18 protein-coding genes are annotated in these 26,781 nt (G+C 70.9%); 5 read left to right on the top strand and 13 right to left on the bottom strand.

What is annotated here, in order from left to right:
* Positions 1 to 194: 194 nt before the first annotated feature.
* Entirely contained in the window at positions 195 to 1,145 is a 951-nt protein-coding gene (locus ACFU8V_RS04950; RefSeq protein ID WP_378869477.1) for an intradiol ring-cleavage dioxygenase, read from the bottom strand.
* A 403-nt stretch (positions 1,146 to 1,548) separates the two neighbouring features.
* Here ACFU8V_RS04950 and ACFU8V_RS04945 point away from each other — a divergent pair, with 403 nt between their 5' ends.
* Positions 1,549 to 2,127, top strand: coding sequence for a TetR/AcrR family transcriptional regulator (locus ACFU8V_RS04945; protein ID WP_197426445.1), 579 nt, complete (start codon positions 1,549 to 1,551; stop codon positions 2,125 to 2,127).
* Positions 2,128 to 2,136: 9 nt separating this feature from the next.
* On the opposite strand, the gene ACFU8V_RS04940 is transcribed toward ACFU8V_RS04945, so the two are convergent.
* Positions 2,137 to 3,282, bottom strand: a complete 1,146-nt coding sequence (locus tag ACFU8V_RS04940) for a low temperature requirement protein A (RefSeq protein ID WP_378871793.1) — start codon at positions 3,280 to 3,282, stop codon at positions 2,137 to 2,139.
* Positions 3,283 to 3,636: 354 nt separating this feature from the next.
* Between ACFU8V_RS04940 and ACFU8V_RS04935 the strand changes: the two genes are divergently transcribed.
* From ACFU8V_RS04935 to ACFU8V_RS04925, 3 genes are read left to right on the top strand one after another with little or no spacing between them, the layout of a single operon-like run.
* Positions 3,637 to 5,163 carry a sugar transferase gene (locus ACFU8V_RS04935; RefSeq protein WP_025104608.1) on the top strand — a complete coding sequence of 509 codons (1,527 nt, stop codon included), beginning with the start codon at positions 3,637 to 3,639 and terminating at the stop codon, positions 5,161 to 5,163.
* A gap of 4 nt (positions 5,164 to 5,167) precedes the next feature.
* On the top strand, positions 5,168 to 6,361 hold the full coding sequence (locus ACFU8V_RS04930) for a DUF1972 domain-containing protein (RefSeq protein ID WP_378869473.1): 1,194 nt from the start codon (positions 5,168 to 5,170) through the stop codon (positions 6,359 to 6,361).
* Positions 6,358 to 7,494, top strand: coding sequence for a glycosyltransferase (locus ACFU8V_RS04925; protein WP_378869470.1), 1,137 nt, complete (start codon positions 6,358 to 6,360; stop codon positions 7,492 to 7,494). Before ACFU8V_RS04930 ends, ACFU8V_RS04925 begins: the two co-directional genes overlap by 4 nt.
* A 21-nt stretch (positions 7,495 to 7,515) precedes the next feature.
* Here ACFU8V_RS04925 and ACFU8V_RS04920 read toward each other — a convergent pair whose 3' ends face one another.
* The 9 genes from ACFU8V_RS04920 to ACFU8V_RS04880 form a co-directional block, all read right to left on the bottom strand.
* Positions 7,516 to 8,826, bottom strand: a complete 1,311-nt coding sequence (locus ACFU8V_RS04920; protein ID WP_378869467.1) for a hypothetical protein — start codon at positions 8,824 to 8,826, stop codon at positions 7,516 to 7,518.
* A 10-nt stretch (positions 8,827 to 8,836) separates the two neighbouring features.
* Positions 8,837 to 11,461, bottom strand: coding sequence for a right-handed parallel beta-helix repeat-containing protein (locus ACFU8V_RS04915; protein WP_378869465.1), 2,625 nt, complete (start codon positions 11,459 to 11,461; stop codon positions 8,837 to 8,839).
* Between the two features lie 196 nt (positions 11,462 to 11,657).
* Positions 11,658 to 13,010: a polysaccharide biosynthesis tyrosine autokinase gene (locus ACFU8V_RS04910; RefSeq protein WP_378869462.1), complete on the bottom strand. Its 1,353-nt coding sequence runs from the start codon at positions 13,008 to 13,010 to the stop codon at positions 11,658 to 11,660.
* A gap of 55 nt (positions 13,011 to 13,065) precedes the next feature.
* On the bottom strand, positions 13,066 to 14,376 hold the full coding sequence (locus tag ACFU8V_RS04905; RefSeq protein WP_378869459.1) for a hypothetical protein: 1,311 nt from the start codon (positions 14,374 to 14,376) through the stop codon (positions 13,066 to 13,068).
* An 11-nt stretch (positions 14,377 to 14,387) separates the two neighbouring features.
* Complete coding sequence (locus ACFU8V_RS04900) at positions 14,388 to 19,109, bottom strand: PKD domain-containing protein (RefSeq protein WP_378869456.1); 4,722 nt, start codon at positions 19,107 to 19,109, stop codon at positions 14,388 to 14,390.
* A gap of 75 nt (positions 19,110 to 19,184) precedes the next feature.
* On the bottom strand, positions 19,185 to 19,736 hold the full coding sequence (locus ACFU8V_RS04895) for a DUF4352 domain-containing protein (RefSeq protein ID WP_303708545.1): 552 nt from the start codon (positions 19,734 to 19,736) through the stop codon (positions 19,185 to 19,187).
* A gap of 178 nt (positions 19,737 to 19,914) precedes the next feature.
* Positions 19,915 to 20,529: a hypothetical protein gene (locus ACFU8V_RS04890; protein WP_303708546.1), complete on the bottom strand. Its 615-nt coding sequence runs from the start codon at positions 20,527 to 20,529 to the stop codon at positions 19,915 to 19,917.
* Entirely contained in the window at positions 20,526 to 21,245 is a 720-nt protein-coding gene (locus ACFU8V_RS04885; RefSeq protein WP_378869451.1) for a CDP-alcohol phosphatidyltransferase family protein, read from the bottom strand. Before ACFU8V_RS04885 ends, ACFU8V_RS04890 begins: the two co-directional genes overlap by 4 nt.
* Entirely contained in the window at positions 21,236 to 22,189 is a 954-nt protein-coding gene (locus ACFU8V_RS04880) for a glycosyltransferase family 2 protein (RefSeq protein WP_378869448.1), read from the bottom strand. Before ACFU8V_RS04880 ends, ACFU8V_RS04885 begins: the two co-directional genes overlap by 10 nt.
* A gap of 190 nt (positions 22,190 to 22,379) precedes the next feature.
* Between ACFU8V_RS04880 and ACFU8V_RS04875 the strand changes: the two genes are divergently transcribed.
* A complete protein-coding gene (locus tag ACFU8V_RS04875) occupies positions 22,380 to 24,377 on the top strand; it encodes a glycosyltransferase (protein ID WP_378869445.1) in 1,998 nt (665 codons plus the stop codon).
* A gap of 15 nt (positions 24,378 to 24,392) precedes the next feature.
* Here the strand turns inward: ACFU8V_RS04875 and ACFU8V_RS04870 are convergent, their stop codons facing one another.
* Both ACFU8V_RS04870 and ACFU8V_RS04865 read right to left on the bottom strand, forming a co-directional pair.
* Positions 24,393 to 25,412 (bottom strand): glycosyltransferase family 4 protein, encoded by a 1,020-nt coding sequence (locus tag ACFU8V_RS04870; RefSeq protein WP_303708549.1) that lies wholly within the window; start codon positions 25,410 to 25,412, stop codon positions 24,393 to 24,395.
* 48 nt (positions 25,413 to 25,460) lie between these two features.
* Entirely contained in the window at positions 25,461 to 26,639 is a 1,179-nt protein-coding gene (locus ACFU8V_RS04865) for a glycosyltransferase (RefSeq protein ID WP_303708550.1), read from the bottom strand.
* Positions 26,640 to 26,781: the final 142 nt, after the last annotated feature.

Raw genomic sequence — 26,781 nt, 5'->3', positions numbered from 1 at the left:
GCTCATGCTCATTGCTGTGGGGCGGGCGCGCTGTGGCGCTCCGCGCGTGAAGAGACCGAGGGCGGATTCCGCGCGCGTCGATGTGCGTGGTCCGTGGATGGCCCTGATCAGTGGCGACGAGGCGGCCGAGAGGGGGCGAAACGCACACGTTGCACGATCAGCTTAGCAGATCCACGAACCACGCGCCGAGAGCCTCAGCTTCCGGGGGGACGACCACCGCCACCGGTGGGCGCGACGCCGGCGCTCGGCGTGGTCGTCGTGTCGACGCCGACCACGAGGGTCGCGGTGTATCCGCCGGTGACGCTCCCCGTCGTCGTGGCGAGCTGCGACACTCCGCCGTCGTCGCCGAAGACGTTGTCGGAGGTCAGGGAGATCCGCGCCAGGTTGTCCGCCGATCCGGAGTACGCCGTCTCCGCATACACCGCACTGCAGGCGTCCTCGGGCAGCGCGAGCTGGGACGTGGCGATCGCGTTCGACGCGTCGGTGATCGCGGTCGCATCCGGATAGACCTCGAAGTGGATGTGCGGCCAGCGCCCGGAGTAGCACCCGGGGAAGACGGAGGTGAAGGACACCTTGCCGTCGTCGTCGGCGACCTGCACCCCGCGCAGATAGGAGACGTCCTCGAGCCCGGACGAGTACAGCGAGTACTCCCCCTGCGCGTTGCAGTGCCACGCGTAGACCGCGACGCCGGCGAAGGGCACCCCGCCGTTCGCGAGATCGAGGATCTGGAGCTCGAAGGAGAGCGGGACGCCGTCGGCCGTGGCCCCGCCGTCGATGGACGAGCGGATGTCCTGGCGGATGATCCCGGCCTCGTCGAGGACGTCCGGACCGTTCGAGCCGTCGCCCGGATAGGGGCCGGCGGTCTCGTCGGGGATCTCCGTGACCGTGCCCGACGCCGTGCCGGTGGCGCTGGGCGTGGGGGTGGCGATCGTCGACGACGATCCGGTGGCGCCGGGAGCGCAGGCGGCGAGGACGACGGCACCGAGGCCGAGGCCGCCGCCGATCAGCAGCCCGCGACGGCTCATCAGCGTCCGGAGGTCGAAGGCGACGCCCTGGTCGACGACCTCTTCGTCCGCGCGGTCCAGCAGTCGTCCTTCGTACATGGGTCCCTGCGGCGTGGGGGTCGGTTCGGGGATGCGGCTCATGATGTGCTCCTCTCGAGCGTCGGCGGCGTTGCCCCCATGCTCGACGGGTGAACAATCAAGAAGCTATGCGTGATCCCTGGGGCTCCTGTGGAGTCAGGAGCAGAGCGGAGGATGCGGGGACATCGCTCCGCTCTGCAGCGCTGGCGCTCGAAGAACTCGGCGGACAACGCAGGGCCGGGGCGATGGGGGGATCGCGCGCGCGGCCACGAAGACGGCCGTCATGCAGGGGACATGCGCGGCCGTGGCGCATCCAGTGGAACATGACACTTGGCACCTGTCAAGTTTTTCCCGGACACCTGTCCAGATCGGGCGAGATGCCATAGCATTGCCCGCACCGATCCCGAAGGGGACGAGACCGGGGGACAGCATGACGACAGCGGACAAGCGCGCGGAACGCGCTGGGGTGGACAAGTTCGCACTGCGCCGGCGGGCGCTGGCCGAAGCAGCCTTGGAGGCGATCGCCGAGCGGGGGTTCGCGCGGACGGGACTCCGCGAGATCGCGCAGCACTCGGAGCTCTCCCACGGGTCGCTGCACTACTACTTCACCGACAAGAACGACCTCATCGCGGAGGCCGTGCGGATATCCAAGGGAGGGCTCGGCGACCGCTACCTCGCCGTGCTGGAGAGGGCCGAGACCGCGGAGGAGCTGGCGGCCGGGGCCGCCGAGGAGCTCGCCAGGAGCGTGCACGACGACGCCCGCCTGCACCGGCTCTGGTACGACCTCCGCAACCAGTCCCTGTTCGAGTCGGGCTTCGGCGACACGATCGCCGAAGTCGAGGCCGACCTGCAGGATGCCATCTGGCGCGTGGTCGAGCGCTACTCCGAGCTCTGCGGACGCCCATGCCGCTTCACGCCGCTCTTCGCGTACGCGCTCACGGACGGCATGCTCCAGCACGCCCTCATCCGCCACCTGCGCGGCGACGGCGAGGCGATCGCGCGCCTGCGCCGCGAGTGCCGGGAGCTCTTCGCCGCCAGCGTGTGACGCCGCGGATCACTCGTCCGTGACGACGGTTCCCCGAGCAACGGGCGGCCGGATCACCAGCACGATCACGATCGCCACCATGACCGTCGCCGTCAGCGCCACGGGCATCGGCACGAACGGATCGAGCAGGACGAGCAGCGCGCCGACGGGGATGACCGCGTTGACGACGCGGTCGGCGTTGTCGCGGATCGCGATCCACCAGATCCCCAGGAGGAAGACGGCGATCGGCACCGAGACGGTGAACGTGGCGATCACCGGGGCGAGGTGGCTCTCCCCCGTCATCACATCCAGCTCGACCTCGACACCGGCCGAGAACGCCGCGGCCGCGGCGAACACGAAGTAGTGCGTGTAGCCGTAGCGCAGGGAACGCCCCAGGGTCGTGATGGCCCGGTGGTGGGGCGGCCAGAAGTAGATCCACCACAGCGCGGCCGTGACGATGAAGGCCAGCGCCGAGATCGCGAGGAGCGGACCGAGCGCCTCCACCTCGTCGAGCGCGTCGATGATCGCATTCGCGGAGGCGAGAAGGCTCTCGCCCAGCACGATGAGGGTGAAGAGACCGTAGCGCTCGGTGATGTGGTGCGGGTGCCACGGCGTCTGTCCTCGGCGCTCCGCGAACACCGGGACGCCGACCTCGATGAGCGCGAACACGACGAACGCGACGAGCTGGACCGGACCGGACGGGATGAGCAGGAACAGGATCCACAGCACCTGCACGACCGCGATCCCGAGCGCGTAGCGGAGCGCGACGCCCCGGAGCGGTTCCTCGGTCCGCGAGGCGCGCAGCCATTGGGCCACCATCGCGACGCGCATCACCACGTAGCCGACGACGGGGAGCGTGAAGTTCCCCTCGTCGAACGCCTGCGGGACTCCGGCGGCGAGGATGAGGACGCCCGCCATCTGGACGAACGTGGCGATCCGGTACGGCCAGTCGTCGGTGTCGAACGACGTCGCGAACCAGGTGAAGTTCATCCACGCCCACCAGATCGCGAAGAAGAGCATGGCGTAGGAGGTGATGCCGTGGAGGAAGTCGCCGTGGCTCAGCGCGTGGTGCAGCTGGGCCGAGGCGATGCTCACGGCCACGACGAAGACGAGATCGAAGAAGAGCTCCAACGGGCTCGCCGTGCGGTGTGGCTGCCCCGGGTCCCGCGGTGCCATGGGACGCAGGTGGAAGCGCGTGCTCGGTGTCTGGTGCGTGGTCACCGCGAAAGAGTAGCCCCGCCCGCCCGGCGCTGTGCGGTATTCCGGAACGGATTTCACCGAGTCGGCGGAACGGCTTCCCTCCGACGAGCGGATCCGCTACAGTGTTGGACGTCTGCAGTGCCTGCTGCACGCCTCGTCGGTTGGGACGACGAGGACCTTCACGATGTGGGATCGCGAAGCATCAGCAGGACCCGAGGGGTCGGGACGCAGACGTGTCCGTGAACGTGGGGTTCACGGTCTGGGGAAAACTGGGGAAACGATGGCGCACTGGGGTTATCTGCGTACATTCACGGCTCAAGGGGCCTCGGCATGACTTCCGTCGAGGATGCTCTGAGCATCGCTCGTACGGGTTTCACGCCGATCACGGCACCGCGAGCGACCGCGTCGGTGACGCCTGCGGCGAGCACGCCGCGTGTGTCGGCGACGCTCGAACGACGCCGCCAGTGGGAGCGTCGCTATCGGATGCGGCTGCGGATCACGGATGCGGCTGTCATCCTGATCGCGGTCGCACTGACGGCGATGGTCCAGCTGGTCTCCGGCGTCGCGGTGATCGAGGCCGTGCGCAACGCCGCATTGCTGGGTCTCGCCTGGTACCTGATGCTGTCGGCGCTCAACAGCCGAGCCGCCGCCATCTTCGGGTCCGGGGCCACGGAGTACCGTCGCGTCGCGCACGCGGCGGGACTCGCCTTCGGCATCACCGCCATCGCGGGCGTGCTCCTGGAGTGGGAAGGACTGCAGCCGCTGTTCTTCATCGCCCTCCCGGTCGGCATGCTCGGTCTCCTCTTCGCCCGCTGGACCTGGCGCCGCTGGCTGCAGCGGCAGCGTCTGTCCGGTCGGTTCGCGTCGAGGACACTGGTGGTCGGCGCCACCGAGGACGTCGAGTATGTGATCGACTCCCTGCAGAAGGGCGGGGAGAACGGCTATCACGTCGTGGGGACGACGCTGCTGGATCGCAATGCCGGCGCGCTCAGGATCGGGGAGAGCATCTACCCGGTCGTGGGCGATCTGGACACCGTCGCCGCGGCGGCGGCACAGCTCGGGGCGGACACCATCATCGTGGCGAGCCGCCCCGAGGGGTCCCCCGACTTCGTCAAGCAGCTCAGCTGGCAGCTCGAGGGCACCGCCGCCGAGCTCGTGCTCTCGAGCCGTCTGACGGACGTCGCGGGGCCGCGCATCTCGCTGCGCCAGGTCGACGGCCTGCCGCTGATCCAGGTGAAGATCCCGACCTACGAGGGCGGGGTCCACCTTCTCAAGCGCGCGCTCGACATCGTCGTGGCCACCGTCGCGCTCATCCCGATCGCGCTGCTCACCCCCGTGCTCAGCGCGCTCATCAAGCTCGACTCGCCTGGCCCGGTGTTCTTCTTCCAGGAGCGCGTGGGACGGGACGGCCGCCGGTTCAAGATGGTGAAGTTCCGCTCGATGCGCACCGACGCCGAGAAGCAGCTCGCGGCGCTCAAGGAGCAGAACGAGGGCGCCGGCCTGCTCTTCAAGATGAAGGACGACCCGCGCGTGACCCGCGTCGGGAAGGTGCTGCGCAAGCTGTCGCTGGACGAGCTCCCGCAGTTCTGGAACGTGCTCGTCGGCGACATGAGCGTCGTCGGCCCTCGTCCGCCGCTGCCCAGCGAGGTCACGGCCTATGACGGCACCGTGTTCCGCCGCCTCTACATCAAGCCGGGCATCACGGGTCTGTGGCAGGTCTCCGGACGCAGCGACCTCTCGTGGGACGAGAGCGTGCGGCTCGACCTGCGGTACGTGGAGAACTGGTCGGTCATGAACGATCTGCAGATCATGTGGCGCACGGCGAAGGTCATGGCGCAGCCGAGCGGGGCATACTGAGCGGATGAGCACTACGACACCCCTCACGATCGCGATGGTGGGGACCCGCGGCGTGCCTGCCGCGTACGGCGGTTTCGAGACGGCCATCGAGGAGGTCGGACGTCGGCTGGCCGACCGCGGACACGACGTCGTCGTGTACACCCGCGGCTCCGAGCACCGGGAGAAGCGGTACCTCGGCATGCGCGTGGTGCATCTGCCCGCCGTCCCCGTGAAGCAGGTCGAGACGCTCAGCCACACCGGCCTCTCGGCCCTGCACCTGCTCGTCCACCGCCGGCCCGACGCGACCTTCGTCTTCAACGCCGCGAACTCGCCGTTCCTCCCCCTGCTCCGGCTGCGTCGCGCGCCGGTCGCCCTGCACATGGACGGTCTGGAGTGGCGCCGTTCGAAGTGGGGTCCGCGAGGTAAGGCCTACTATCGCTGGGCCGAGCAGTTCGGCGTCCGCACCGCCGACGCGCTCATCGCCGACGCCCCCGGCATCTCCGACTACTACCGCCACCAGTTCGACGTGCCGACGGAGCTGATCCGCTACGGTGCACCGATCCTCGATGAGCCCCCGACGCATCGTCTGGCCGAGATGGACCTCACGCCCGGCGGCTACCACCTCGTCGTCGCGCGCTTCGAGCCGGAGAACCATGTGCTCGAGATCGTCCGCGGCTACCGGGCCAGCGCCGCGCGCCTGCCGCTCGTGGTCGTCGGGTCTGCACCGTACGCGGCCGGGTACATCCAGGAGATCCGGAACGCCGCCGAGGGCGACGAGCGGATCCGCCTCGTCGGCGGCGTGTACGACCAGGAACTGCTCGACGCGCTCTACGCCCACGCCGCCACCTACCTGCACGGGCACTCCGTCGGCGGCACCAATCCGTCGCTCCTCCGCGCCATGGGAGCGGGCACGGCCGTGATCGGCTACGAGGTGCCCTTCAACCGCGAAGTGCTCGACGGCAACGGGTGGTTCTTCGCCGATGCGGACGACGTCGCCGCGCATGTGACCGCCGCGGAGGGCGATGCGGCCGCACGCGACGCGCGCGCCGCGGCGGTGCAGGAGATCGCCCGGACCCGGTTCCGGTGGGACGACGTGGCCGACGAATACGAAGACCTCGCTCGCCGCCTCGCCGAGGGCTCGAGCATCCATCCCTCCGCCCGGCGCGCACGCCGACGGAGCACGGACTGGGCCCCCGCCCCCGCGGACGCCGCCCGATGACCGAGCGAGAGAACCGCAAGACCGTCCTCCTGGTGCATCCCGGAGCGGAGATGTTCGGGTCCGACCGCATGCTCCTCGAGAGCGCGACCGGCCTCGTCGAGGCGGGGGCCCGCGTCGTGGTCGCCCTGCCGAGCACGGGTCTCCTCGTCGCCCCGCTGCGAGAGGCCGGCGCGGAGGTCGTCATCCTGCCGATGCTCGTGCTGCGCAAGGTCCTGCTCACCCCGCGGGGGCTGCCCCGCCTCTTCCGCGACATGTTCCGCGGCCTCGGCGCGGCGTGGCGGCTGATCGGACGCGTCCGTCCCGACGCCGTCTACGTGTCGACGATCATCATCCCGCAGTGGCCTCTCGTCGCCCGGCTCCGGGGCACCCGAGCGGTCAGCCACGTGCATGAGGCCGAGGCCTCCGCCAGCACGCTGGTGAATCGGCTTCTCTACGCGCCGCACCTCGCCTCTGCCCGGACCCTGGTGAACAGCCGCTTCAGCCTGGACACGATCCGACGCGCGCTCCCGGCCCTCGCCGACCGGACCCGCGTGGTCGCCAACGGCGTCGCGTCACCGGAGCACCCTGCTCCGCCGCGCTCCCGCCTCGACGGCCCCCTCCGCGTGCTCTACGTGGGCCGGCTCTCGCCGCGGAAGGGCCCCGACCTCGTCATCGACGCCGCCGCCGCGCTTCAGGCCGCGGGCAGCCCGATCGAGGTCACCCTGCTCGGCGCGGTCTTCGAGGGGTACGAGTGGTTCGAGCGCGATCTGCGCGCGCGCGCCGACGAGACCGGCGTCCCCGTCACCTTCGCCGGGTTCCACCCCGACATCTGGCCCTTCCTCGCCGAGGCCGACGTCGTGGTCGTACCGTCCCGAGTGGACGAGCCGTTCGGCAACACGGCCGTCGAGGGCGTGCTCGGGCTCCGTCCCGTCATCGCGAGCGACAGCAGCGGCCTGCGGGAAGCCGCTGGCGGGTACGCCACCGCGCAGCTGGTCGCTCCGGACGATGCCGACGCGATCACGACCGCGCTCGCGGAGGTCCGCGCACGCTGGGACGACCATGTCGCCGGCGTCGCCGCGAGCCGGGACGAGGCCTTGCGTCGGCACGCTCCCGCGGTCTACCGCGCCGGCGTCACCGCCGGCGTCCTGGACTGACCCGCGAGGAACGCCCGCGGGTCACACCGATGCGGGGGCCTCGGCGGTCAGCCGTGCCCGGTTGCGCACGATGTAGATCGAGAACGGGATCAGCTGGCAGACCAGCAGCGCGAACGCGACGCCGACCAGCGGGCCGACGATGCCGAGGATCGGCGTGAGCACGAACGCGAGGATGATCCCGACGGCGGCCATGCTCAAAGTCGGGATCACCTGGAAGCGGATGCCCGGCTTGTCCATGATGAACATGCCCAGCGGGTACACGGCCGCCGTGAGCATGATCATGAGCCCGAACGCGAAGATCGTGGTCGGCCGCACCTCCAGCTCCCCCTGGGTGATGAATCCGAACAGCCAGGGGCCGACGAGCCACACCATGACCGTCGCGAGAGCGACCGCCGTGGCGAACAGCGCGGACAGCAGGAACGGTCCGCGGCGCAGGTCGCCCTGGTGCCGCATGCGGGCGAAGTGCGGCCAGAGGGCGAGCCCACCGGCCATCACGAGGCCGTTGAGCGCGAAGAACACCTGGCCGGCCACCCCGTACTCCGCGACATCGGTCGGGCCGCCGAGCTGCGCGATCACGTAGCGCTGCGACCCGACCGCGATGGGATAGGTCACCATCTGCGCCAGCATCGGCCAGCCGACGTCCATGACCCGGACGCCGGGGAAGCGTCGCGGCCGCAGCACCATGCGGGCGGCCTCGGGGATCAGCGGCGAGGTGGTGCGCGCCGTGATGAGCACGCCCAGGATCGAGACGATGAGCGACGCGGCGAAGGATGCCATGGCCGCATAGGAGTGGAGGTCGTCGCCGCCGAACGTGAGGAGCACCCAGACGCCCGCGAGGGTGAGTGGCGAGATGAGGCCCTGCAGCAGGATCACGATGTGGTTCTTGCGCTGCCCGAGCATGATCCGCGCCCAGATGCCGAGCGGGATCCCCAGGCAGAAGATCGTGACGCAGAAGAACGCCGCCAGCGACGCCCCCGGCTGCTGCCCGGCGTCGCCGAAGATGAGCTCCCAGGCTCCGGTGGCGAGGAGCACGGTGTTGATCGCCATCGCGGAGGCGGCGAACAGCAGCAGCACCCGCCCGACGGAGGTCAGCTGATAGCGCAGCTTCTCGTCCGTCCGGACGTCGTCGCTCGTGGCCACGGCGTTCACGAGCACGGCGCCGCTGCCCAGGTCGGTGAACGTCAGCAGCGACGGGATCGTCGTGAGCAGCGTGTAGAGGGCGAAGCTGCCGACGCCCGCGTCCCCGATGATCATCCGTGTCGTGAGAACGCCGCAGACCAGCGCGATGACCATCGTCAGCGCGCGGGCGCCGACAGCGAGAAGAGAACCCATACCTAGATCGTCACCGCGGCAGGGCCCCCAGGGTCGCGCTGTTGCCGGGGAGTCGCGATACCGACGCGATATCCGCCGGGACGGGGACCGCGATCGCGGCCTGCCGCTGAGCCTGCGCGGGAGTCAGCGCGTACGTCGCGGACACGACGGACGCTCCCTGCACGAACTGCGAGCGGCGGTCCTGGCCCGTCGCCGCGGTGAACGCGGCCAGGGTGTCGGCGACCGCCGGATCCCGCGAGACCGATCCCTTCGACCACGCGGAGAACCACCGCGGCGTGCCCGCGGCGGTGCGGTGATAGAGATTGCCGTTCACACTCGACATCATCTGCGAACCGGTGAAGGTGGTCGAGAAGTCCTGCACGCAGACGAGGCAGTTGCCGGCGCTCTCCGCCATGACGTTGTTCGACATGACGGTGTTGCGCACGATCCACGGCGCCAGGGGCGCGTAGCGGGTGCGGGGATCGTGGCCGGCCGCGTTCGGGTCGGAGGCCCGGCGATCGTCCTGGCCGATGCTGATGTTGCGGTTCGCGTTGCCCACGAACGTGTTGTTCCAGATCTTCACGTTGCCCGCGTTCAGCACGAACAGACCGAACTCGCCGTTCCTCGCGATGATGTTGTCGGCGATCGTCGCACGCTCCGACAGCTCCACCATCACGCCGTGACCGGTGTTGCCGATCACGTCGTTCCCGGTGAAGACGATGTCGATCGTGGACTCGTCGAACCACGGCCCGCGTCCGGCGTTCTCGGTGAAGGCGCTGTCGGCCACCGTGACGCCACGGGTGCGGGTCACCTTGAAGGCGCCCGACACCGGGGCGTGGTTGAAGTGCTCCGCGTTGTTCCCGAGGGAGAGCATCTGCCGCACCTTCAGCCCGTCCGCCTGGGAGGCACCACCGCCGAGCAGGCCGTTGCCGATCAGCGAGACGCGCGTCAACGTCGTGCGCGGCGCCCACGAGTAGAACCCGGTGGTCGAGTTGTCGCGGATGGTCACGTCGGCGAGGGTGACGTCGTTCGCCGCGGCGACGACCGTGCCCATCTGCGGCACGCTGGTGGCGTACCGCCGGACCCCGATGCCGCGGACCTCGGAGCCGGCGGAGCGGATGGACAGCGCCTGCGTCAGCACGCTCGCCTCCACGGTCTTGCCCGTCGGATCGGTGCCGATCACGAGACGCTTGGCGCGGTCGTCGACGAAGAAGGTGCCGGCGACGACCTGCGCGGCCGAGCCCACCTCCCGCAGCTGCGCACCGGCGACCCAGACCTGGTCGGGGTGCGCGGCCATCGGATGAGCGGGATCGACGAAGCGCCAGTCGGCGTTGGTGTTGTCGGGCGCGCCCTTGGTGTACGTGGGGCTCGAATCCAGAGCGGTGTTCCAGCCGTCGACGACCCAGGTCCTCCCGGAGGCCTTCCAGCCGGTGACCACCTTCGCGCCGTCCATCCAGACCGCCTCGTTCGGCGCCGGCTGGATGGTCACGCGCTTCTGCGCCGGGACGATGACCTCTTCGTGGTACGTGCCTCCGCGGAGGACGATCGTGCCCCCGTTCGGCACCACCCGGAGGGCGGCGGTGAGGGTGCGCACCGGCGCGCTCTTCGTGCCGGCAGCGGCGTCGGATCCGCTGGGAGACGCGTACACCGCCGTGGCGGGCACCGGGTAGGAGAGGGCTCCGGGAGCGGCGGCACCCGGCTTCCCCCGCACCCCGGCGGGCGTCGTCGGCGGAGCAGGGGTCGTCGGCGTCACAGGCGGGGCCGGGGCCGGAGCCGGTGCGGGAGCGGGTGCGGGAGCCGGAGTCGGCTTCGGCGCGGGTGCGGGTGCGGGCGTCGGCGCGGGCGTCGCGGCCGGGGTGGGCGCGGTGACCAGGATGTCGTCGATCGCGACGGGCACTGCGGCCTTCGCCCCGGCGGAGGTGTACAGCGCGAAGCCGTAGCCGCCGGCAGCGGTGATCTTCGTGGCTGACGAATCCGTGTGCGTCACCTGCCACGCGGCGGGTTCGGCGCTGCCGTCCGCCCAGGCCTTCGCGGACAGCGTCACCGGGTTCGTCCCCGTGACGTCGAGGGCCACCCGCAGAGTCGTGCCGTTCTTGACCGTCACCGGCAGGCGTCGCTCACTCAGGCTCTGCACCGTGGTGAGGTCGGTCAACCGGACCACGGAGACGTACGCGGACCCGTCGGGGTGCACCCGCACGCGGACACCGTAGGAGTCCTTTCCGACGACGCGCACGGCCTGCGCCAGGTACAGGGGGCCGCCGACGGGAAGCGCCGGAACCGAGACCGAGAAGCGGCTCGCCACGTCCGCGGCCGCGACTCCGGACACCGTCGCTCTGGCGGTGATCCCGGGCTTGCGGCTGGCGAGCATCGCGCGCCCGTTCGCAACGCTCGAGGCGCCCTCGACGACGCGCCAGGCGCCGACCGAGGAGGCGCCCCACCCGGAGGCGACGGTGCGATCCATGGCATCGGACAGGAGAGGGGCGGCGGCCGCTGCGGCGGGTCGGACAGCGGACGCGCCCGCCGCGGAGGCGGGGGCGGCGACGAGGACCCCGGAGAGGGCGACGGCGGCGCCGACCGCGGCCGCGAGCATGCGGCGGCGTCGGGGCACGCCGGGCGGCGTGACGGGCGAGCGACGGACGAGGAACGGAAGGGACACGATGTCACCGTTTCTGGGGCAGACTGCACGATCAACCCACGCTTCGCCGCAGTTTCAACCCCGGCGACAAAGAGCGAGCCCCCCTCGCAACCCATGAAGAATAACCGCCCGTCTGGGCGAAGGCAAACGTTTCGGCCCCATCAGCCGATATGCTGCGTGCCGGCTCGGCGGTCGGCCGCGAGGGCGTCAGCCCCGCTCACTCGCCGTAGTACTCGCTGCGGTGACGGTCGGGACGGGCGCGGTTGAGGACGGTTCCGAGGATGCGTGCGCCACCGGATTCCAGCGACTTGATGCTCTTCGCGAGCGCCGCGCGACCGGTCTTGGTCGCGTCCACGACGAGGATCACGCCGTCGGTCTGGGTGGCCAGCAGGTTGGCGTCCGCGACGCTCAGGGTCGGCGGCGAGTCGATCACGACGTAGTCGTACTCCGCGGCGGCGAAGTCGAGGAGCTGCGCCATGCGGGCCGACGTCAGCAGCTCGGCCGGGTTCGGCGGGATCGTACCGGCGGGGAGGATGTCGAGCGTGGTGTCGGCGACGCGGTGCTTGGCCACCTCGAAGCCCACCTCGTCGAGCAGGACGCTCGTGAGGCCGACGGACCCGTCGATGCCGGCGTGCTCGTGCGCCCGCGGGCGGCGCATGTCCGCGTCGATCAGCAGGACCGAGTTACGCAGGGCCGCGAGGGTCATGGCGAGGTTCACCGAGACGGTGGACTTGCCCTCGGCGGGCATGCCGGACGTGACCAGGAGCACCTTCACGCGGGATGACACGTTCGCGTAGGCGAGCGCCGACCGGATGCGGCGGAACTCCTCGGAGGTGTGACCGAGCGGCTCCTGTGCCACGGCGATCCCCCGCGCCTCCAACAGCGGCGACTTGGAGACCACGCCCAGCACGGGATCTCCCCCGGCCTGCGTCAGCGCCTCCTCATTGCGGACGCGGGTGTCGAGCACACCGATGAGCACCGCGGCCGCGAGGCCGAGCACGCCGCCGAGGAATCCGCCGAGGAGGGCATCGCGGGGCTTGCTCGGCGTGAACTGGAACTCCGGGACGACCGCATCGTCGATCACCTGGGCGGTGATGGTGGACTCGCCCTTCGGGTCCTTCGGAGCCACGTCCTTGACGACCTCGATGAGCTGGTCGGCCACGGCGTTCGCGAGCTCGGCGGAGGATTCCGCGTCGTCCGTGATCCCGGTCACCCGCAGCGTCACGGTGCTCTGCGGGATGGTCACCTCGATGTCGCGGGCGAGGGCGCGCGGCGTCGTATCGAGGTCGAGCTCCTCGATCACCGGTTCGAGGACGCGGGAACTCGTCGCCAGCTGGGCGAAGGAGAGCATCTGGCTCTGCGTGTACACCGAGCCCTGGTTGAGATCCGAGGCGCTCGTCCCCTGGTTGAGGGCGAAGTAGAGCGAGGTCGTGGCCTGGAACAGCGGCGTCTGCAGCGACGCGTATCCGTACGACCCGGCGGCGCCCACCACGCCGCACAGGACGATCAACCACCAGAACTTGCGCAGCGAGCCCGCGATCACACGCAGGCTGACCCGGCTCTCCGCCATGACTCCCCATTCCCCCTGAGATCTCGATTCTAGAGGAGCCACCTGACGAGTCCCCTCACGTCTGCCGCGCCTGTGGAACGGCGCCGTCCCTCGGTCCCGCGAACGCGGTCCTCCCCGCCTCCCGGAAGAGCGCGTCGTCGGCTTCGCTCTCGCGCCTCCCGGCGTCGCGCGCCCAGGTAATCGCCAGGCCGACGCAGAACCAGAGGAACATGCTGTACTGCGTGATGAGCGCCACGACCACCAGGCTCGGGAGCTGGCCGACGACCGCCAGGGCCGCCGGGCTGCGGGTCGAGCGTCGCACCGCCATCAACGCCGCGCAGACGACCGCCGCCATGATGAGCAGCGTCGGCACGTAGCCGTACCGGAGCAGTGTGAGCACGAGGGCGTTGTCCACCGAACGGGCGAAGTAGCCGAGGTAGTAGTCGCCTGAGACGAGGGAGTGCCAGTCGCCGGGATTCCCGAGCAGCTGAACCTGCTCGAGGAGCACGAGCAGATCGGTCCGGTAGTCCGCGCTGCCCCCGGCCTCATCGCCGGCCGCGCCGAACACCGAGTCGATGACGGGGATCGCGATGGCCGCCCCGATCACCCCGGCCAGGGCCACCGTCACCCGGAAACGGGTCGAGACGCCCACGATGAGGAAGGTGGACAGCACGAGGGTCAGCACGAGGGTGAGCAGCCCCGCCCGGCTGAAGGTGAAGACGGTGGCGACGGCGATGAGCACGACACCGCTGATCTTCGGGAACAGCCGCCACTTGGTCGCCACGACGAACGCGGAGGACATCGCCAACGCCGCGCCGAGGGCGATCGAATGACCCCACGCCCCCTCGGCCCGCAGCACGCCGCCCCGCTCCTGGAGCGGACTCCACGTCTCGTACACGACTCCGGAGCCCGGGATCAGGACGAACGGGTTGAAGGACGTGACGAACTCCACGATCGCGAGCGCGGCGGCGACGATCGCCACGACGGCGATCGTCGAGGTGACCCATTCCGGCGCCACCCTGGCGAGGACGACACGGCCCCAGATATAGGGGATGACCCACTCCAGCAGCGCGGCCACCAGCGAGGGGAGGTCCACCGTCCCGAAGCCGTACAGGCCGACGACGATCACCACGAACACGGCGACCCAGGCGTCCGCCGCGCGCAGCGGCACGACCGACCAGTTCACGAGGATGAGCACCACCGTGAGCAGGGTGATCGCCGCCCAGTAGAAGCCGACGTTCACCCCCACCCAGAGCGGCACGAAGAACAGCACGCACGCCCAGACGACGAAGGCGGCTCGCGGCATCAGCCGGAGCACGAACACGACGATGGCCACTGCCGCGATTCCGCCGATGGCGAGGAGCGCGATCGGAACAGCAGTGGCCATGCGTCAGGATCTTACTGCGGCGCGGTGACGCGGAACGAATCGAACGACACGCCCAGCGGAGCCGTCGCGCTGCCGGAGCGGTTGCCGCTCAGACCCACCGCGCCCGCACCCAGCGGTGCCGTGTCGGTCGTGGTGATCTGCCAGGCTGCCGGCTTCGTCGTGTCGGTCGGCCAGAACTTCGCCGACAGGGTCGCCGTCGACGTCCCGGTCACCGACACCTCGAGGTTGTACGAGGTGTTCGCCGCCCACACCAGCCCGGGCACGGCCTGCGTGCGCAGGACGGTCCCTTCGCGGTGCACGACGAGCCAGACCGTGCCGTCAGGACGCAGCCACGCGCGGACGAAGTACTTCCCCGCCGCCGACTGCCGCGCGATCACGCCGATGTAGGCGCCACCCGCTGCCGGGGCCTGGTCCACCCGGAACTGCGTCTCGAGCACCGCATCGGCGACCGAGGTCGTGTTGAGCGTCGCGTGGCGGGTGTCCCCGGCGATGAGGTTCATCTTGCCCTGGCCGTCGGCGACGGTCGCCGCCGCCTGGGATCCGCCGGCGATCGTCCACGCCCCGCCGACCGTGGCGGTGCCCCAGCCGGGTCCCGCGGTGCGGTCGAAGCCGTCGTCCGCCACCGGAGCCGGCTGCGGTTCGGGCTCCGGCTCGGGCTGGGGGTCGACCGGCGGCGCCGTGACGGTCACCGGCTTGCTGGTGGTGTGCGTCGCCCCCTTGTCGTCCGTGACCGTGAGCTTCACGGTGTAGGTCCCCGCCGCGGTGTAGGTACGGGTGCTCGTCGCGCCCGTGCCCGTGGTGCCGTCGCCGAAGTCCCACGCGTACGAGGCGATGGTGCCGTCGGAGTCGGTCGATCCGCTGCCGTCCACGGCCACCGTGAGGTTCGTCGCGGTCGCGGTGAACGCGGCGGTCGGCGCGACGTTGGCGGGCTCCGGCTCGGGCTGCGGCTCCGGCTGCGGGGCGGGCGCCCCGAGGTTCTTCACCGTGAAGTCGTCGAAGCTGGCCAGGTTGGTGCCGGTGGCGCTGCCCGCCCGGTACGAGAACACCGTGGCCGCGCCGGCGACCTGCAGGGCCGGGGTCGCGTCCGTCGTGGTGAGCTGCCAGTTCGCCGGCTCCGCCGACCCTGCCGCCCACAGCTTGGCGCGGATGGTCGTCGTGGAGGACCCGGTGGTCTCCATCAGGAGCGTGAACGAGCTGCCCGCGCTCCAGGTGAGACCGGAGACCGCGGTGCTGGCGATCGCCGTGCCATTGCGGTGGATCACGAGCCAGGTCGTCCCGTCGGCACGGTGCCACGCGAGGGCACGGTAGCCGGAGGAGCCGGAGCGCCGGGCGCCGAGTCCCTCGTAGGCCACCCCGGTCGAGGGACCGGAGGCGAGCGTGTAGCTGATCCGCGCCGAGGAGTCGAGGACGGAGGTGCCCTGCAGCAGCATCTCCCGCGTCTCCCCCGGCGTCAGGTTCACCTTGCCCACCCCGTCGCCGACGGACAGCACCGTCGCGGAGCCGCTCATCGGCGCCCAGGTGCCGCCCTTGTCCGCCGCTCCCCAGCCGCTCGAGACGACCCGCCCGAAGGCGTCGGACGCGGCGAACACCTGTGCCGTCAGCGTCACCGACTTGGTGGCCGTGGCCGTCGCGCCGAGGCTGTCGGTCACGGTGAGGGTGATCTCGCGGGCGCCGGCCTCGGCGTACGTGTGGCCGGCGGTGGCCCCGGAACCGGCGGGAGAACCGTCGCCCCAGTTCCACGAGTACGACAGCGTGGCGCCGTCGGACGCGCTCGACCCGGTCGCCGACACATCGACGTTCAGGCCCGATGCGGTCGCGGTGAAGGCCGCCACCGGGTCGGCGTGCGTGGCCGCCACCTGCCGGGTGGTCGAGGCGCTGCCCCCGCGGTCATCCGTGACGGTCAGCGTCACCGTACGGGTGCCCGCCGAGGGATACGTGTGCGTCGCGACCTGACCGGTCGAGGTCGTCCCGTCGCCCCAGTTCCAGGCGTAGCTGGCGATGGAGCCGTCGGAGTCCGACGAGGCGGACGCGTCCGCCGAGACCGTCAGGCCGTTCGCCGTCGTCTCGAAGGAGGCGGTCGGGAGCACGTTCGGCGCCTTGACGACGACCGGCTTCTCGACGGACGTGGCGAGGCCGTTGCTGTCCGTCACGGTCAGCGTGGCGGTGTACGTGCCGGACTTCTCGTAGGTGTGACTCGTCGTCTTCCCGGTGGCGGTCGCGGAGTCGTCGCCGAAGTCCCAGCGGTAGCCGGCGATGGTCGCGGATCCCGCAGCCGTCGATGCACCGGCGTCGAACGCGACGGCGAGGTCGGTCGCCGTGGCGGTGAAGTCCGCCGTCGGAGCCTGGAAGCCCTTGCCGATGCCGTAGTGCGTCTTCACCTGCGTCGGGGTGAGGGCGAACGGGTACACGGCCACCTCGTCCATCGAGCCCTTGAAGTACCTGGAGCTCGGGGCGGAAGGCCACCCGGCGATGGTGTCGCCGCCGATACGCCAATATCCCAGTTGATTCTCGGCCGTGGTCGCTCCGGGGAGCGACGACGCGAGCTGACCGTCGATGTAGAGCTTCATCCCGTCGGCACTCTGCGTCGCGACCGCGTGATGCCACGCGTTGTCGTTGAGCGCCGCGTTGTTCTGCACCGTCTGCGTGCTGCCGTTGTACGTGCCGAAGACGAGCCGGCCGTTGTTCGTCATGTAGAGATGACGGTCATAGCTTCCCGAGTCGCCCGAGATCGCCGACCCGTAGCCGAGCAGCTTTCCGCCGCTCGTGGTGTTGGTCTTGAACCAGAGCTCCGTGGAGAACTCGGACGGAGCGGCGATCCTGTTCCCCGACGCCACGCGTCCCGTGGTCGTCCCGGTGAAGGTCGAGGCACCGGTCGCGGTGTTCTCGACGCCCGAGGTCGACGCGCTCACGCCCGAGTCGAAGACCGGGGTGTTCGAGCCGGCCCAGTCCTGCGGAGCGGTGCCCAGCGGGTAGTAGAGCTGGGGGCCGTCCGCGATCACGGCGTTGACGTAGTTCGAGACGGCACCGGCGGCCACGGTCACGCTCATGGCCTGGCTCGTGACGGTGTTGCCCGCGCTGTCCTTCGCGACGACGGTGTACTCCTGCGTCGATCCGGGGGTGGCGTTCTTGTCCTCGAGGGTCACCGACGGACGATCCCACCACGTTCCGCGCGCGGTGGTGGTGGCGATCGGCGTGGTGGTGCCCGTACGGCGCAGCTCGTAGGTGAGGGTGAGGTCGTCACGGTCCCAGTTCGCCGGGATGGACACGCGCACCCGACCCGGGATGAACGACTGGGCGGTACCGGTCCAGTTCGCGCCGGACAACCGAGGGCCGTCCTTGGCGCCGCCGGGCGGGTTGGTCGAGAAGCGCACGAGTCCCTCGAAGCGCCCGTTGTTCACGGAGCGGAACTCGCCGCCGATCGAGATCATGTTCCCGGCACCGGTGATGGAGAGTCCGGCCTGCCCCATGCCCGTCGTCACGCCGACGGCCCAGTCCGGCGTCCAGGCGTAGGCCGAGGGCGCCGGCGTACCGGCCCAGTTCTTGTACGTGCCGCCGGCCGCGGGCTGGTTGCCCAGCAGGCCGCGGGCATCGGCCGTGTACGCCTCCGAGTAACGGTGAGTCCGCGGGTTCTGCTCCGGGTGCAGGCCCATCGTGCCGCAGGCGTGCGTGTGGCTGGTCGTGTAGACCGTCTTCCCTGTCGAGTAGACGCCGTAGTGGTCTCCGAGGCAGTCCGCGATCCAGCGGACCTGGCCGCTCCCGGCCTCGGCCGCGAAGGTGCCCTCGAGGTTGCCCGTGGCGGCATCCGCGTAGACCCAGCCGGTGCCGTAGACGGCGTTGGCGTCGGCCGCGAGACCGAAGATGCCCGCCTTGCCCGAGTTCGCCCCGGTGTTCGAGCCGTTCTTGACGGTCTGCGGGAGCGCCCAGCCGGCGTCCACCGCGCCGGTCGTCTTGTCCAGCGCGACGGTGCCGCGCATCGTGAGGTCGCCGTTGACCTGCGAGAAGCGGCCGGCGGCGATGACGTTCTGCCCTGCGGGATCCATCACCATGGCGTCGACCTGCAGGTCGCTCTGCGGCGCCCAGCTGAGCAGGGCACCGTTCGTCGCGGAGAACGCGGCGAGGTTCTTGCGCGGCGTGGCGTTGCCCTGCGTGAACAGGCCGCCCACGTAGACGCTCGACCCCGAGGTGGCCAGGGCGTACACGCCGCTGCCGCCGATCGAGGGCGAGAACCCGGGCACGAGCTGGCCGGTGACCGCGTCCAGCGCCGCGAAGTTCCAGCGGGTCTGGCCGTTGACGGCGTTGAAGGAGCCGCCGATGTAGATGCGGCTCCCGTCGGGCGATGCGGCGACGGCCTTGATCACGCCGTTGACCTGCGGAGCGAAGGGCAGCAGCTGCCCGGTGTTGATGTCGTAGGCGAGGACGTTCGAACGCGCGGTGAGGCTGGTGCCCGGCGCGGCGAGCGGGGCCCGCGCGTTGTCGAACTTGCCCACCGCGTACACGGTGGAGCCGATCGTCGTCTGCGCCCACACATACCCGTTGTCGATCTGCACCGTCGGGATCGGGTCCGACGTCACTACGTCGTCGTTCCGCTGCAGCAGCGGTGGCGGTGTCGACGGTGTATCGGCCGCCGCGGCCCCGGTCGCCCCCAGCGTGGTCATGCCCGTGATCAGCAGCGCCGCCGTCACGACCGACGCGAGTGCGCGCAGCGCCCGCCTCGAAGTGGATGTCTTACCCATGTTGCTCCCCAGCCCCAGATTTCTTCTTCGAAAATGTCACGTACGAGACGCGGTGGTAGTCGTCGCGCCCACGGCTCAGGAGAGCTCGCCCGCGAAGGTCGCCACCGGCTCGCCGGCGGCGTAGTTCACGCTGATCTTCACGGCGCGGCCCTTGGTCGGGTCGAGCATGAAGACGTACGTTCCCGTGGCCGCGTCACCGGCGGCCAGCTCGCCGCGGAGCGGTTCGTTCGGCCCGGCGGTGGTGGCCACGCCGACGTCGCCGTCGTCCGTGACGAGACTGACGACGGCGGAGTCGATGCTCTGCGCCCGCTTCGAGTCGTTCGCGACCTTGACGGTCACCACGACGGCGGAGCCGGCGTACTCGCCCGGCGTCTCCGGGGTGATCTCGGTCGTCGAGATGTCGTCGACGGTCACCACCATGTCGGTGGACAGCGCGATCTCCGCATCCAGTGCGCCGGTCTCCTCCGTCAGCGCGGGCGCCTCGGTGGGGCCCTCCGCCTCGGGATCGGCGGGCGGCGTCCAGTCGGTCGTGCTGGTGCCCTCGGGCTCCGGCGTCGCCGCTGTGTCCGGTGCCGCCGTGCATCCGGCGAACACGAGAGTGAGCGCCACGACGGGCGCGATGAACATCGCACGTCTCACGCGCGAAGAGCCGTCCCCAGAACGGCATGCTGAAACAGTGAACACTGCAGCTCCCCAGAACCCAGATTCCCCAGCCAGAGCCCCCTCGGCTCCGGTTTCCCCCCAGCCGTGCGAACACGGCGTCGGCTAATGGTAGTGCGGTCCGTGAAAATCCACAACCCTCGCGTCAGGAGGAGTGTCGGCGGTGCCCGGTGAGCTGCGCCGCGATGGCCTCGACCGCCTGCTCCACCTCGCGGATCGTGTCGGCGTGTCCGCGGCTGCCGTGCCGATCGGCGATCGACGCGGGATCCGCCACAGGGCGACGGCCGACGAGACGTCCGAGCCAGCCTCCGGCAGGAGATCCGCCGAGCGGCGTCGCCCTGGTCCGGGCGCGGTCGAGCGAGGCGACGTACTCCTCCACGGCATCGGACCCGCCGGGCAGGAACCCGACGCCGAGGTGGGCCGCCTCGCGGAGAGTGAACATGCGGTCACGGAGCTCGGGCGCCGAGCGCACCAGCTCGCCCCGGATGTCCCGCGAGGCCGTCAGCACGAGATCCGCCTCCGCGAGCATCTCGGGTGTGACCTCGCGGGCTCGGTGCTCCCCCGCCTGCTCCTGCCAGTCGCCGTCGGTATGCCGCGCGGCGACCTCGCTGCAGATGGGGTCCCCGTCCTGGGCACGCACGCCGGCGCTCCGCACCGAGACCGACGAGCCCTCCCCGAGGCCCCGCCGGAGAGCGAGCTCGGCCAGGGGCGAGCGGCAGACGTTGGCGGCGCAGACGACGAGGATCGATCCGCCGGTCATGCCGCCTCACCGAGCCTTCCGATCTCCCGGAACCACTTCACCGCGGCGAGCGCGAGGAAGAGCACCGCCGCGGCGCAGAGCGCCCCGTAGGCGACGAGGAAGCCCGGCGTCCAGCCCCACAGGACGAACACGAGGCAGACCAGGCCGAAGTCCGTCGGGAGCAGCACCAGCGAGCGTCGCAGCGTGCCGCCGCCGCGCTCGTGCGTGGACGCGACCGCGTGCTTGCCCTTGAGGAGGTCGTTCAGGAGCATTCCGGAGAACGTGGTCGAGGCGACGATGCTGAACACGATCGGGATGAGCAGCAGCGCCGGGGTGTCGGGCAGCACCCGGTACAGGCCGATGAGGACGGCGAGGTGCAGCGAGGCGATCTTGAGCGTGTCGATGAAGTGATCCAGCCACTCGCCCTGCGGGCTTCCGCCGCCGCGGAGTCGGGCGACCTGGCCGTCGGCGGAGTCCCATGCGTACCCGAGGACGAGCAGGAGCGCGATGAGCAGGCCCAGGGCGACGGTCACCGGAGCGAACGCGATAAGGGCGATCGCCGCGAACGAGTGGGCGGCGCTGATGATCGACACCTGGTTCGGCGTGAGGCCGAGCCGGAACGCCACGGCGGCGAGCACCCGTCCGAGCCGGCGGTTGACGTACACCGAGTAGGCCGGGGCCCCGCGCGCGTGCCCCTTCTGGGCGCGGGCGAGCTGTCGGTACGCGTCTACGACCACGTCGTCTCCTTCTGGTCGGTGCCGGCTGCGCGGGCGATCCGCCGGGCCTCGCGCACGCCGCGGAGGTAGGCGCGGAGCGGAGAGGCGGAATGCAGCAGCTGTCTGCGGCCGCCACGGAGGATCACCTCACGGGCGGTACGGGGGATCGACCGGCGCCAGCGATGCACGGTCTCCTCGTCCAGGTGCCGCACGGCGTACAGCATCCTGTTGCGGATGTTGTAGAAGTAGTACCCCTCCGATTTCGCCCGCGAGAGTGCGGGCTCGTCGCGTTGCGTGCCCCCTTCGTCGTGCACGGCTCGTGCATCCTCGACGAGGGCGAGGGTGCCGCCGGCCGAGACGACACGGCGCGAGAAGTCGACGTCCTCCCAGTACAGGAAGTAGGCGTCGTCGAAACCGCCGGAGAGCTCCCACACCTCGCGGGTGATCCACAGGCACGCGCCGCTCAGCCACGGCTCGTAGGGACGCTGGTCGTCCGAGCGGCGCTTGCGGCGGGCGCGCATGGTGCCGTCGTCGAGCAGGAGATCGATGCCGGCGAACCAGGTCCGCCCGTCGGAGTCGGTGATGACCGGCGACGCCAGAGTCGTGCGGGAGGACTCCGTGACGGCGGCCAGGCGCGCCAGCGAGGCCCGGTCGATGTGGGCGTCGGGGTTGATGACGAGCACGTCGGTCGCACCGTCGGCGAGGGCCCGGGCGACGCCGAGGTTCACCCCGCCGCCGAACCCGGTGTTGGTCTCGGAGGCGATCAGCGTCCACCCGTGGGTCAGCGCGACCGCGGCGGCGGCCTGCCGCTCGGCAGCTCCTGCGAAGTTGTCGACGACGATGACGGACGCCTCCTCGTCGACCGCGCGGGCCTCGCGCTCCACCACCACGAGGTTGCGCTCGAGCAGCCGCGCCGAGGCGTAGTTCACGACGACGACGGCCAGCCGTCCGTGCACGATTGACACGCGATCCTCCCCCCGGATCCGCCCTCACGGTCCGCTTCGGGTCGCCGGTCGAATTCCCCAGAGTCGCGACCGGCGTCGACTCCCAGGACACCGACTATACGCCAGAGCCGGCTCGGCGCACCCCGGCGTTCACGGTACGATGAGCCGGCGCGGGGACACAGGCGCAGGGACTGCCATGGGGATGAGGCGGATGACGAGGGGACCGGAGACGGGCGACGCGATCGCCGTGACGATCGGCGTACCCACCTACCGGAGGCCGGAGCTGCTGGCGGCGCTGCTGCGCGCGCTCCCGGAGCGGATCGCGGAGTGCGCGGAGCTGGGTGTGGACGTCGAGGTGCTGGTCGTCGACAACGACGCCGTCGGCTCCGCGCGGGAGGTGGCCGCGAGCGCCGCACTCCCCGTGCGCTACGTCGTCGAGCCGACGCCGGGCATCGTCGCCGCGCGCAATCGGCTTCTGGACGAGTCCGCCGACCGCGACCTGCTCGCCTTCATCGACGACGACGAGGTGCCGCGTCCCGGCTGGCTGTCGGCGCTCATCACGACGTGGCGCGCCTCCGACGCGGATGCCGTCATGGGTCGGGTGATCTCGGTGTTCGACGACGATGTCGACCCGTGGCTGCTCGCATCCGGCACCTTCCGCCGCCCGCCCCGGCCCACCGGGACCGTGCTGTCGGTGGCCGCTGCGGGGAACCTCCTGCTCGACCTGCGCGCCGTGCGCGAATCCGGCGTGCGGTTCGACCCGTCGCTGGGCCTCGGTGGCGGCGAGGACACCCTGTTCACCCGCGAGCTGGTCGCACACGGCGCGCGCATCGTCTGGTGCAACGAGTCGGAGACCGAGGACCTCGTCGTCGCCGCACGGCTCAGCAGGGCCTGGGCGGCGCAGCGGGCGTTCAGCTCCGCCAACGCGGGCACCCGCATCGCGCTGAAGCTCGCTCCCGGAAGGCTGCGCCGAGGCCTGCTCCGGGCGCGCGCGCTCCTCGGAGGCATCGCCCGGATCGCCGTGGGCGCCGTGCGCCGGGTCTTCGGCGCCGTCACCGGGAACATCACCCACCACGCCCGCGGCACCCGCCTGATCCACCGCGGCCGCGGCACCATCGCCGCCGCGCTCGGCCACCGCTACGACGAATACCGTCGCCCATCGGAGGACACCACGATGACCGAATCCACCGCGAGCATCCGCGTGATGCAGTCCCTGGGCGCCCCGCGTCCGACGACGAATCCGTACAACAAGATGCTCGACGAGGCGCTGGGGACGACGGAGGGCCTCGAGCACCTCCGGTTCTCGTGGAAGACGGCCCTCTTCGGGCGCTACGACGCCTTCCACTGGCACTGGCCCGAGGCGAAGCTCCACGGCTCGACGTGGTGGAAGTCCGCCGGCAAGTTCGCGCTCACGACCGCCCTCGTCTTCCGGCACCGGCTGTCGCGGCGGATCGCGGTCGTGCGCACCGTGCACAACCTGGAGCTCCCCGACGACAACGCCCCGCGCCTCTGGCTGCTGCGCTTCATCGACCGGCACACCGACTACCGCATCGTCATCAACGAGACCACGCCCCTGCCCGCCGGGACTCCGCACAGCCTGATCCTGCACGGCCACTACCGGGACTGGTACGCGGTCTACCCGTCCGCGGAGCGCGTGCACGGGCGACTCGGCTCGTTCGGCGGCATCCGCCGGTACAAGGGTCTCGACGGATTCATCGACGCCTACGGGGAGGCGGTCGCGGTCGAGCCGGCATTGAGCCTGCGCATCGGCGGCCGGCCGTCGACTCCGGAGCTCGCCGACGACCTCCGCGCGCGCACCGCCGCTCTCCCCGGCGTCGACCTCCACCTCGACTTCCTCAGCGACGCGGAACTCGTGGATCTCGCGACGTCGTCCGAGCTGATCGTGCTCGCGTACCGCTTCATGCACAACTCGGGCAGCGTGCTCGCCGCCCTGTCCATGGACCGTCCGGTGCTCGTGCCGCGGAACCAGGCGAACGAGGCCCTGGCGCGCGAGGTCGGCGCCGACTGGGTGCGCATGTACGACGGCGAGGACCTCGACGCCGAGACGCTCGTCGCCTCCTGGCGCGCCGCCTCGGGCCTCACCGGCACCCCGGATCTCTCCCGCCGCGAGTGGGCGGACGCGGGCCGCGCACACCGCGACGCGTTCCGCGCCGCCGTCCGCGTCAAGCGCCGAGGACGACGACGCTGACGACGATCAGAGGTCTCAGTCCGCTGCCTGCAGTCCGCGCACGAGCGCGTCGACCATCGTCTTCGTGGTGAACCGCTGCTCGACCTCGGCCCGCCCCTGCCTGCCGAGCTCGGCCGCGCGGTCCGGGTCGTCGAGCAGCGCGAGCACCGCCCGCGCCAGCGCCGCGGGTTGCCCCGGGTCGACGAGCGCGCCGGTGCGCGGGCTCACGTAGTCGCGCATCCCCGGGGTGTCCGACACGACGACCGGCCGCGCGGTCGCGAGAGCCTCGAGGGCGACGGTCATCCCGGAGGCGTGCAGGTTCGGACGGGTCGCGGTCACCACGACGCTGGCGGTCCCGTACAGGTCGCGGAGCTCGGTGTGCGGCAGGCGACGGACCACCTGCACCCCTTCCGGAGGAGGCAGCTCGGACGGCGTCTGCACGACGACGTCGACGTCCGGGCGCACGGCCAGCACCAGCGCGAGCGCAGCGTACAGCGTCGCCGGGTCCCGGTCGCGGTCGTTGCCCGCGCTCACGATGCGCGGCCGCGGCGCCGGCGGCCGTGCGGAGAAGAACTCGTGGTCGATGCCGAACGGCACGACGAACACCCGTGGTCCCCGAGCGCCGAGGAGCCGCTGCAGCGGCGCGACCTGAGCCGCACTGAGCACCCAGAGCGCCGTCGCTGCCCGGAGCATCGCCACGAGCCTCTCGGGCGCCGCGCCGGTCGTGGCCATGTCGGTGAGCCAGATCACGCCGGTCGCGAAACGCGCCCGCGGCCGCAGGATCTGCAGACGGTACGCGGTGTTCTCATCCCAGGCGAGCGCGAGGTCGCTGCGCGGACGGGGGCCCATGCCGGCCCGCGCCCGGAGGCGGGCGATCCGGCCGGGGTCGGGGAGCTCCTCCACCTCCACGGAGGCGTGCTCGAGGAGAGCGTCCAGCCCGTAGGGCCAGACGCTCGGAACCTCTCCTCTGGCGTGTGCGCGCGCCCAGGTCTGCACCGATTGCTCGGCACGATGCGCCCAGGTGACGGACAGCGCCGGGCTGTCCTCGGATCCCACGTCGCCCACTATGGACCCGGGTCCCCGCCGTGTAAAGAGGGACTTCCGCTAGAGCTCGCCCGGCTTCATGGCCTCGGCATCGATGGCGCGGATGATCCGCAGCGTCGCGGTGTCCGGCTCCGGCTCGCCCGCCGCCGCCCTCTCCTCACGCCGCCGACGGGGCGCGTAGACGACGAGGGAGTGGAACAGGAACCGGGCGAAGAAGGCCACGATAAGAGACAGCGCGGTCGCCAGGACGCTGGAGATGTGCCATGTCTCGACCATGAGCGCCATCACCGGGATGCGCAGGGCCGCCTCGACGTTGTTGAACGTGAAGGACGCCGCGAAGCGCACCCCGGCGCTGCGGGCGTCGGTGCGCATGTCGGCGAAGACGAAGCGCTCCTGCAGCAGGAAGTTGCCGATGATCGTGACCTCGGCGCCGATGATGGCCGCCCAGACGTAGGGGACGCCCGCCGCCGTCAGCGCCCACATGATCGCGAGGTTGGCGATGGCGCCGAGCACGCCGATCGCCGCGAACAGCGACATCTTCCCGAACCGCAGCCGTGCGAGATGTGCGATGAACGTGGCCCCCTGGCGCAGGCTCGCCTTCGAGGTGCCGTGTCGACGCTCGGCGAACTCCATCGGGATCTCCGCGATCCGCAGATCCGTCCGGGCGAGGATCTCCAGGAGGATCTTGAAGCCCTGCGGCTGCAGTGCATCCAGCCGCAGGCGACGCCGGTCGACGAGGAAGAACCCGGTCATCGGGTCGGTGCTCCGGGCGAGCCGCCGCGGGAACATCGCGCGGGTCAGCCACGTCGCGGCGCGGGACACGCCGAAGCGCACGGCCGTTCCCAGGCCGCTCGTGTCACCGCCGCCGACGTAGCGGGAGGCCGCGACCACGTCCGCGTCGCCGTCCGCGAAGCGGTCCAGCAGTGTCGGCAGCAGCTCGGGGGGATGCTGGAGGTCGCCGTCCATCACGATGCAGACATCGGCCGCCGCGGCGCCCAGGCCGACGACGACCGCCCCGCCGAGGCCTCCGACGTTGTCCGAGCGATGGATCACCCGCACCGGGATCGGGGCGTCGACCGCGACGCGCTCCACCTCGGCCGTGGTGTCGTCGCTGCTGTCGTCGACGAAGAGGATCTCGGCGTCCCTTCCCGCCAATGCCGCGGCCGTGCGCTCCACGAGCTCGGCGACGTTGTCGCGCTCGTTGTAGGTCGGCACGATGACCGTGACCCCTGCCCCCAACGTGGTCCCCTTCGTCGTTCCGCAGCCCCATCGGCTCCGACATCCATCGTTCCATGGGTTCCTATGGGCTGCAGGACACGTTCCTGCTAGAGTGTCGTCTGCGGCTGTGGGAGTCGCGCCGAACGGGTGGGGATCCGTTCGA

The organism is Microbacterium sp. NPDC057658 (assembly GCF_042799975.1).
In the GTDB taxonomy this organism is placed as follows: domain Bacteria; phylum Actinomycetota; class Actinomycetes; order Actinomycetales; family Microbacteriaceae; genus Microbacterium.
Note: the sequence above shows the minus strand (reverse complement) of the source record. Positions and strands in the feature narration are given on the sequence as shown.

Excerpts from the sequence above, each read along its gene's own strand:
- ACFU8V_RS04900 (WP_378869456.1), bottom strand. The coding sequence starts at position 19,109 with ATGGGTAAGACATCCACTTCGAGGCGGGCGCTGCGCGCACTCGCGTCG.
- ACFU8V_RS04890 (WP_303708546.1), bottom strand. The coding sequence starts at position 20,529 with ATGACCGGCGGATCGATCCTCGTCGTCTGCGCCGCCAACGTCTGCCGC.
- ACFU8V_RS04875 (WP_378869445.1), top strand. The coding sequence starts at position 22,380 with ATGACGAGGGGACCGGAGACGGGCGACGCGATCGCCGTGACGATCGGC.
- ACFU8V_RS04925 (WP_378869470.1), top strand. The coding sequence starts at position 6,358 with ATGACCGAGCGAGAGAACCGCAAGACCGTCCTCCTGGTGCATCCCGGA.
- ACFU8V_RS04930 (WP_378869473.1), top strand. The coding sequence starts at position 5,168 with ATGAGCACTACGACACCCCTCACGATCGCGATGGTGGGGACCCGCGGC.
- ACFU8V_RS04935 (WP_025104608.1), top strand. The coding sequence starts at position 3,637 with ATGACTTCCGTCGAGGATGCTCTGAGCATCGCTCGTACGGGTTTCACG.
- ACFU8V_RS04950 (WP_378869477.1), bottom strand. The coding sequence starts at position 1,145 with ATGAGCCGCATCCCCGAACCGACCCCCACGCCGCAGGGACCCATGTAC.
- ACFU8V_RS04940 (WP_378871793.1), bottom strand. The coding sequence starts at position 3,282 with ATGGCACCGCGGGACCCGGGGCAGCCACACCGCACGGCGAGCCCGTTG.
- ACFU8V_RS04920 (WP_378869467.1), bottom strand. The coding sequence starts at position 8,826 with ATGGGTTCTCTTCTCGCTGTCGGCGCCCGCGCGCTGACGATGGTCATC.
- ACFU8V_RS04905 (WP_378869459.1), bottom strand. The coding sequence starts at position 14,376 with ATGGCCACTGCTGTTCCGATCGCGCTCCTCGCCATCGGCGGAATCGCG.
- ACFU8V_RS04910 (WP_378869462.1), bottom strand. The coding sequence starts at position 13,010 with ATGGCGGAGAGCCGGGTCAGCCTGCGTGTGATCGCGGGCTCGCTGCGC.
- ACFU8V_RS04895 (WP_303708545.1), bottom strand. The coding sequence starts at position 19,736 with ATGTTCATCGCGCCCGTCGTGGCGCTCACTCTCGTGTTCGCCGGATGC.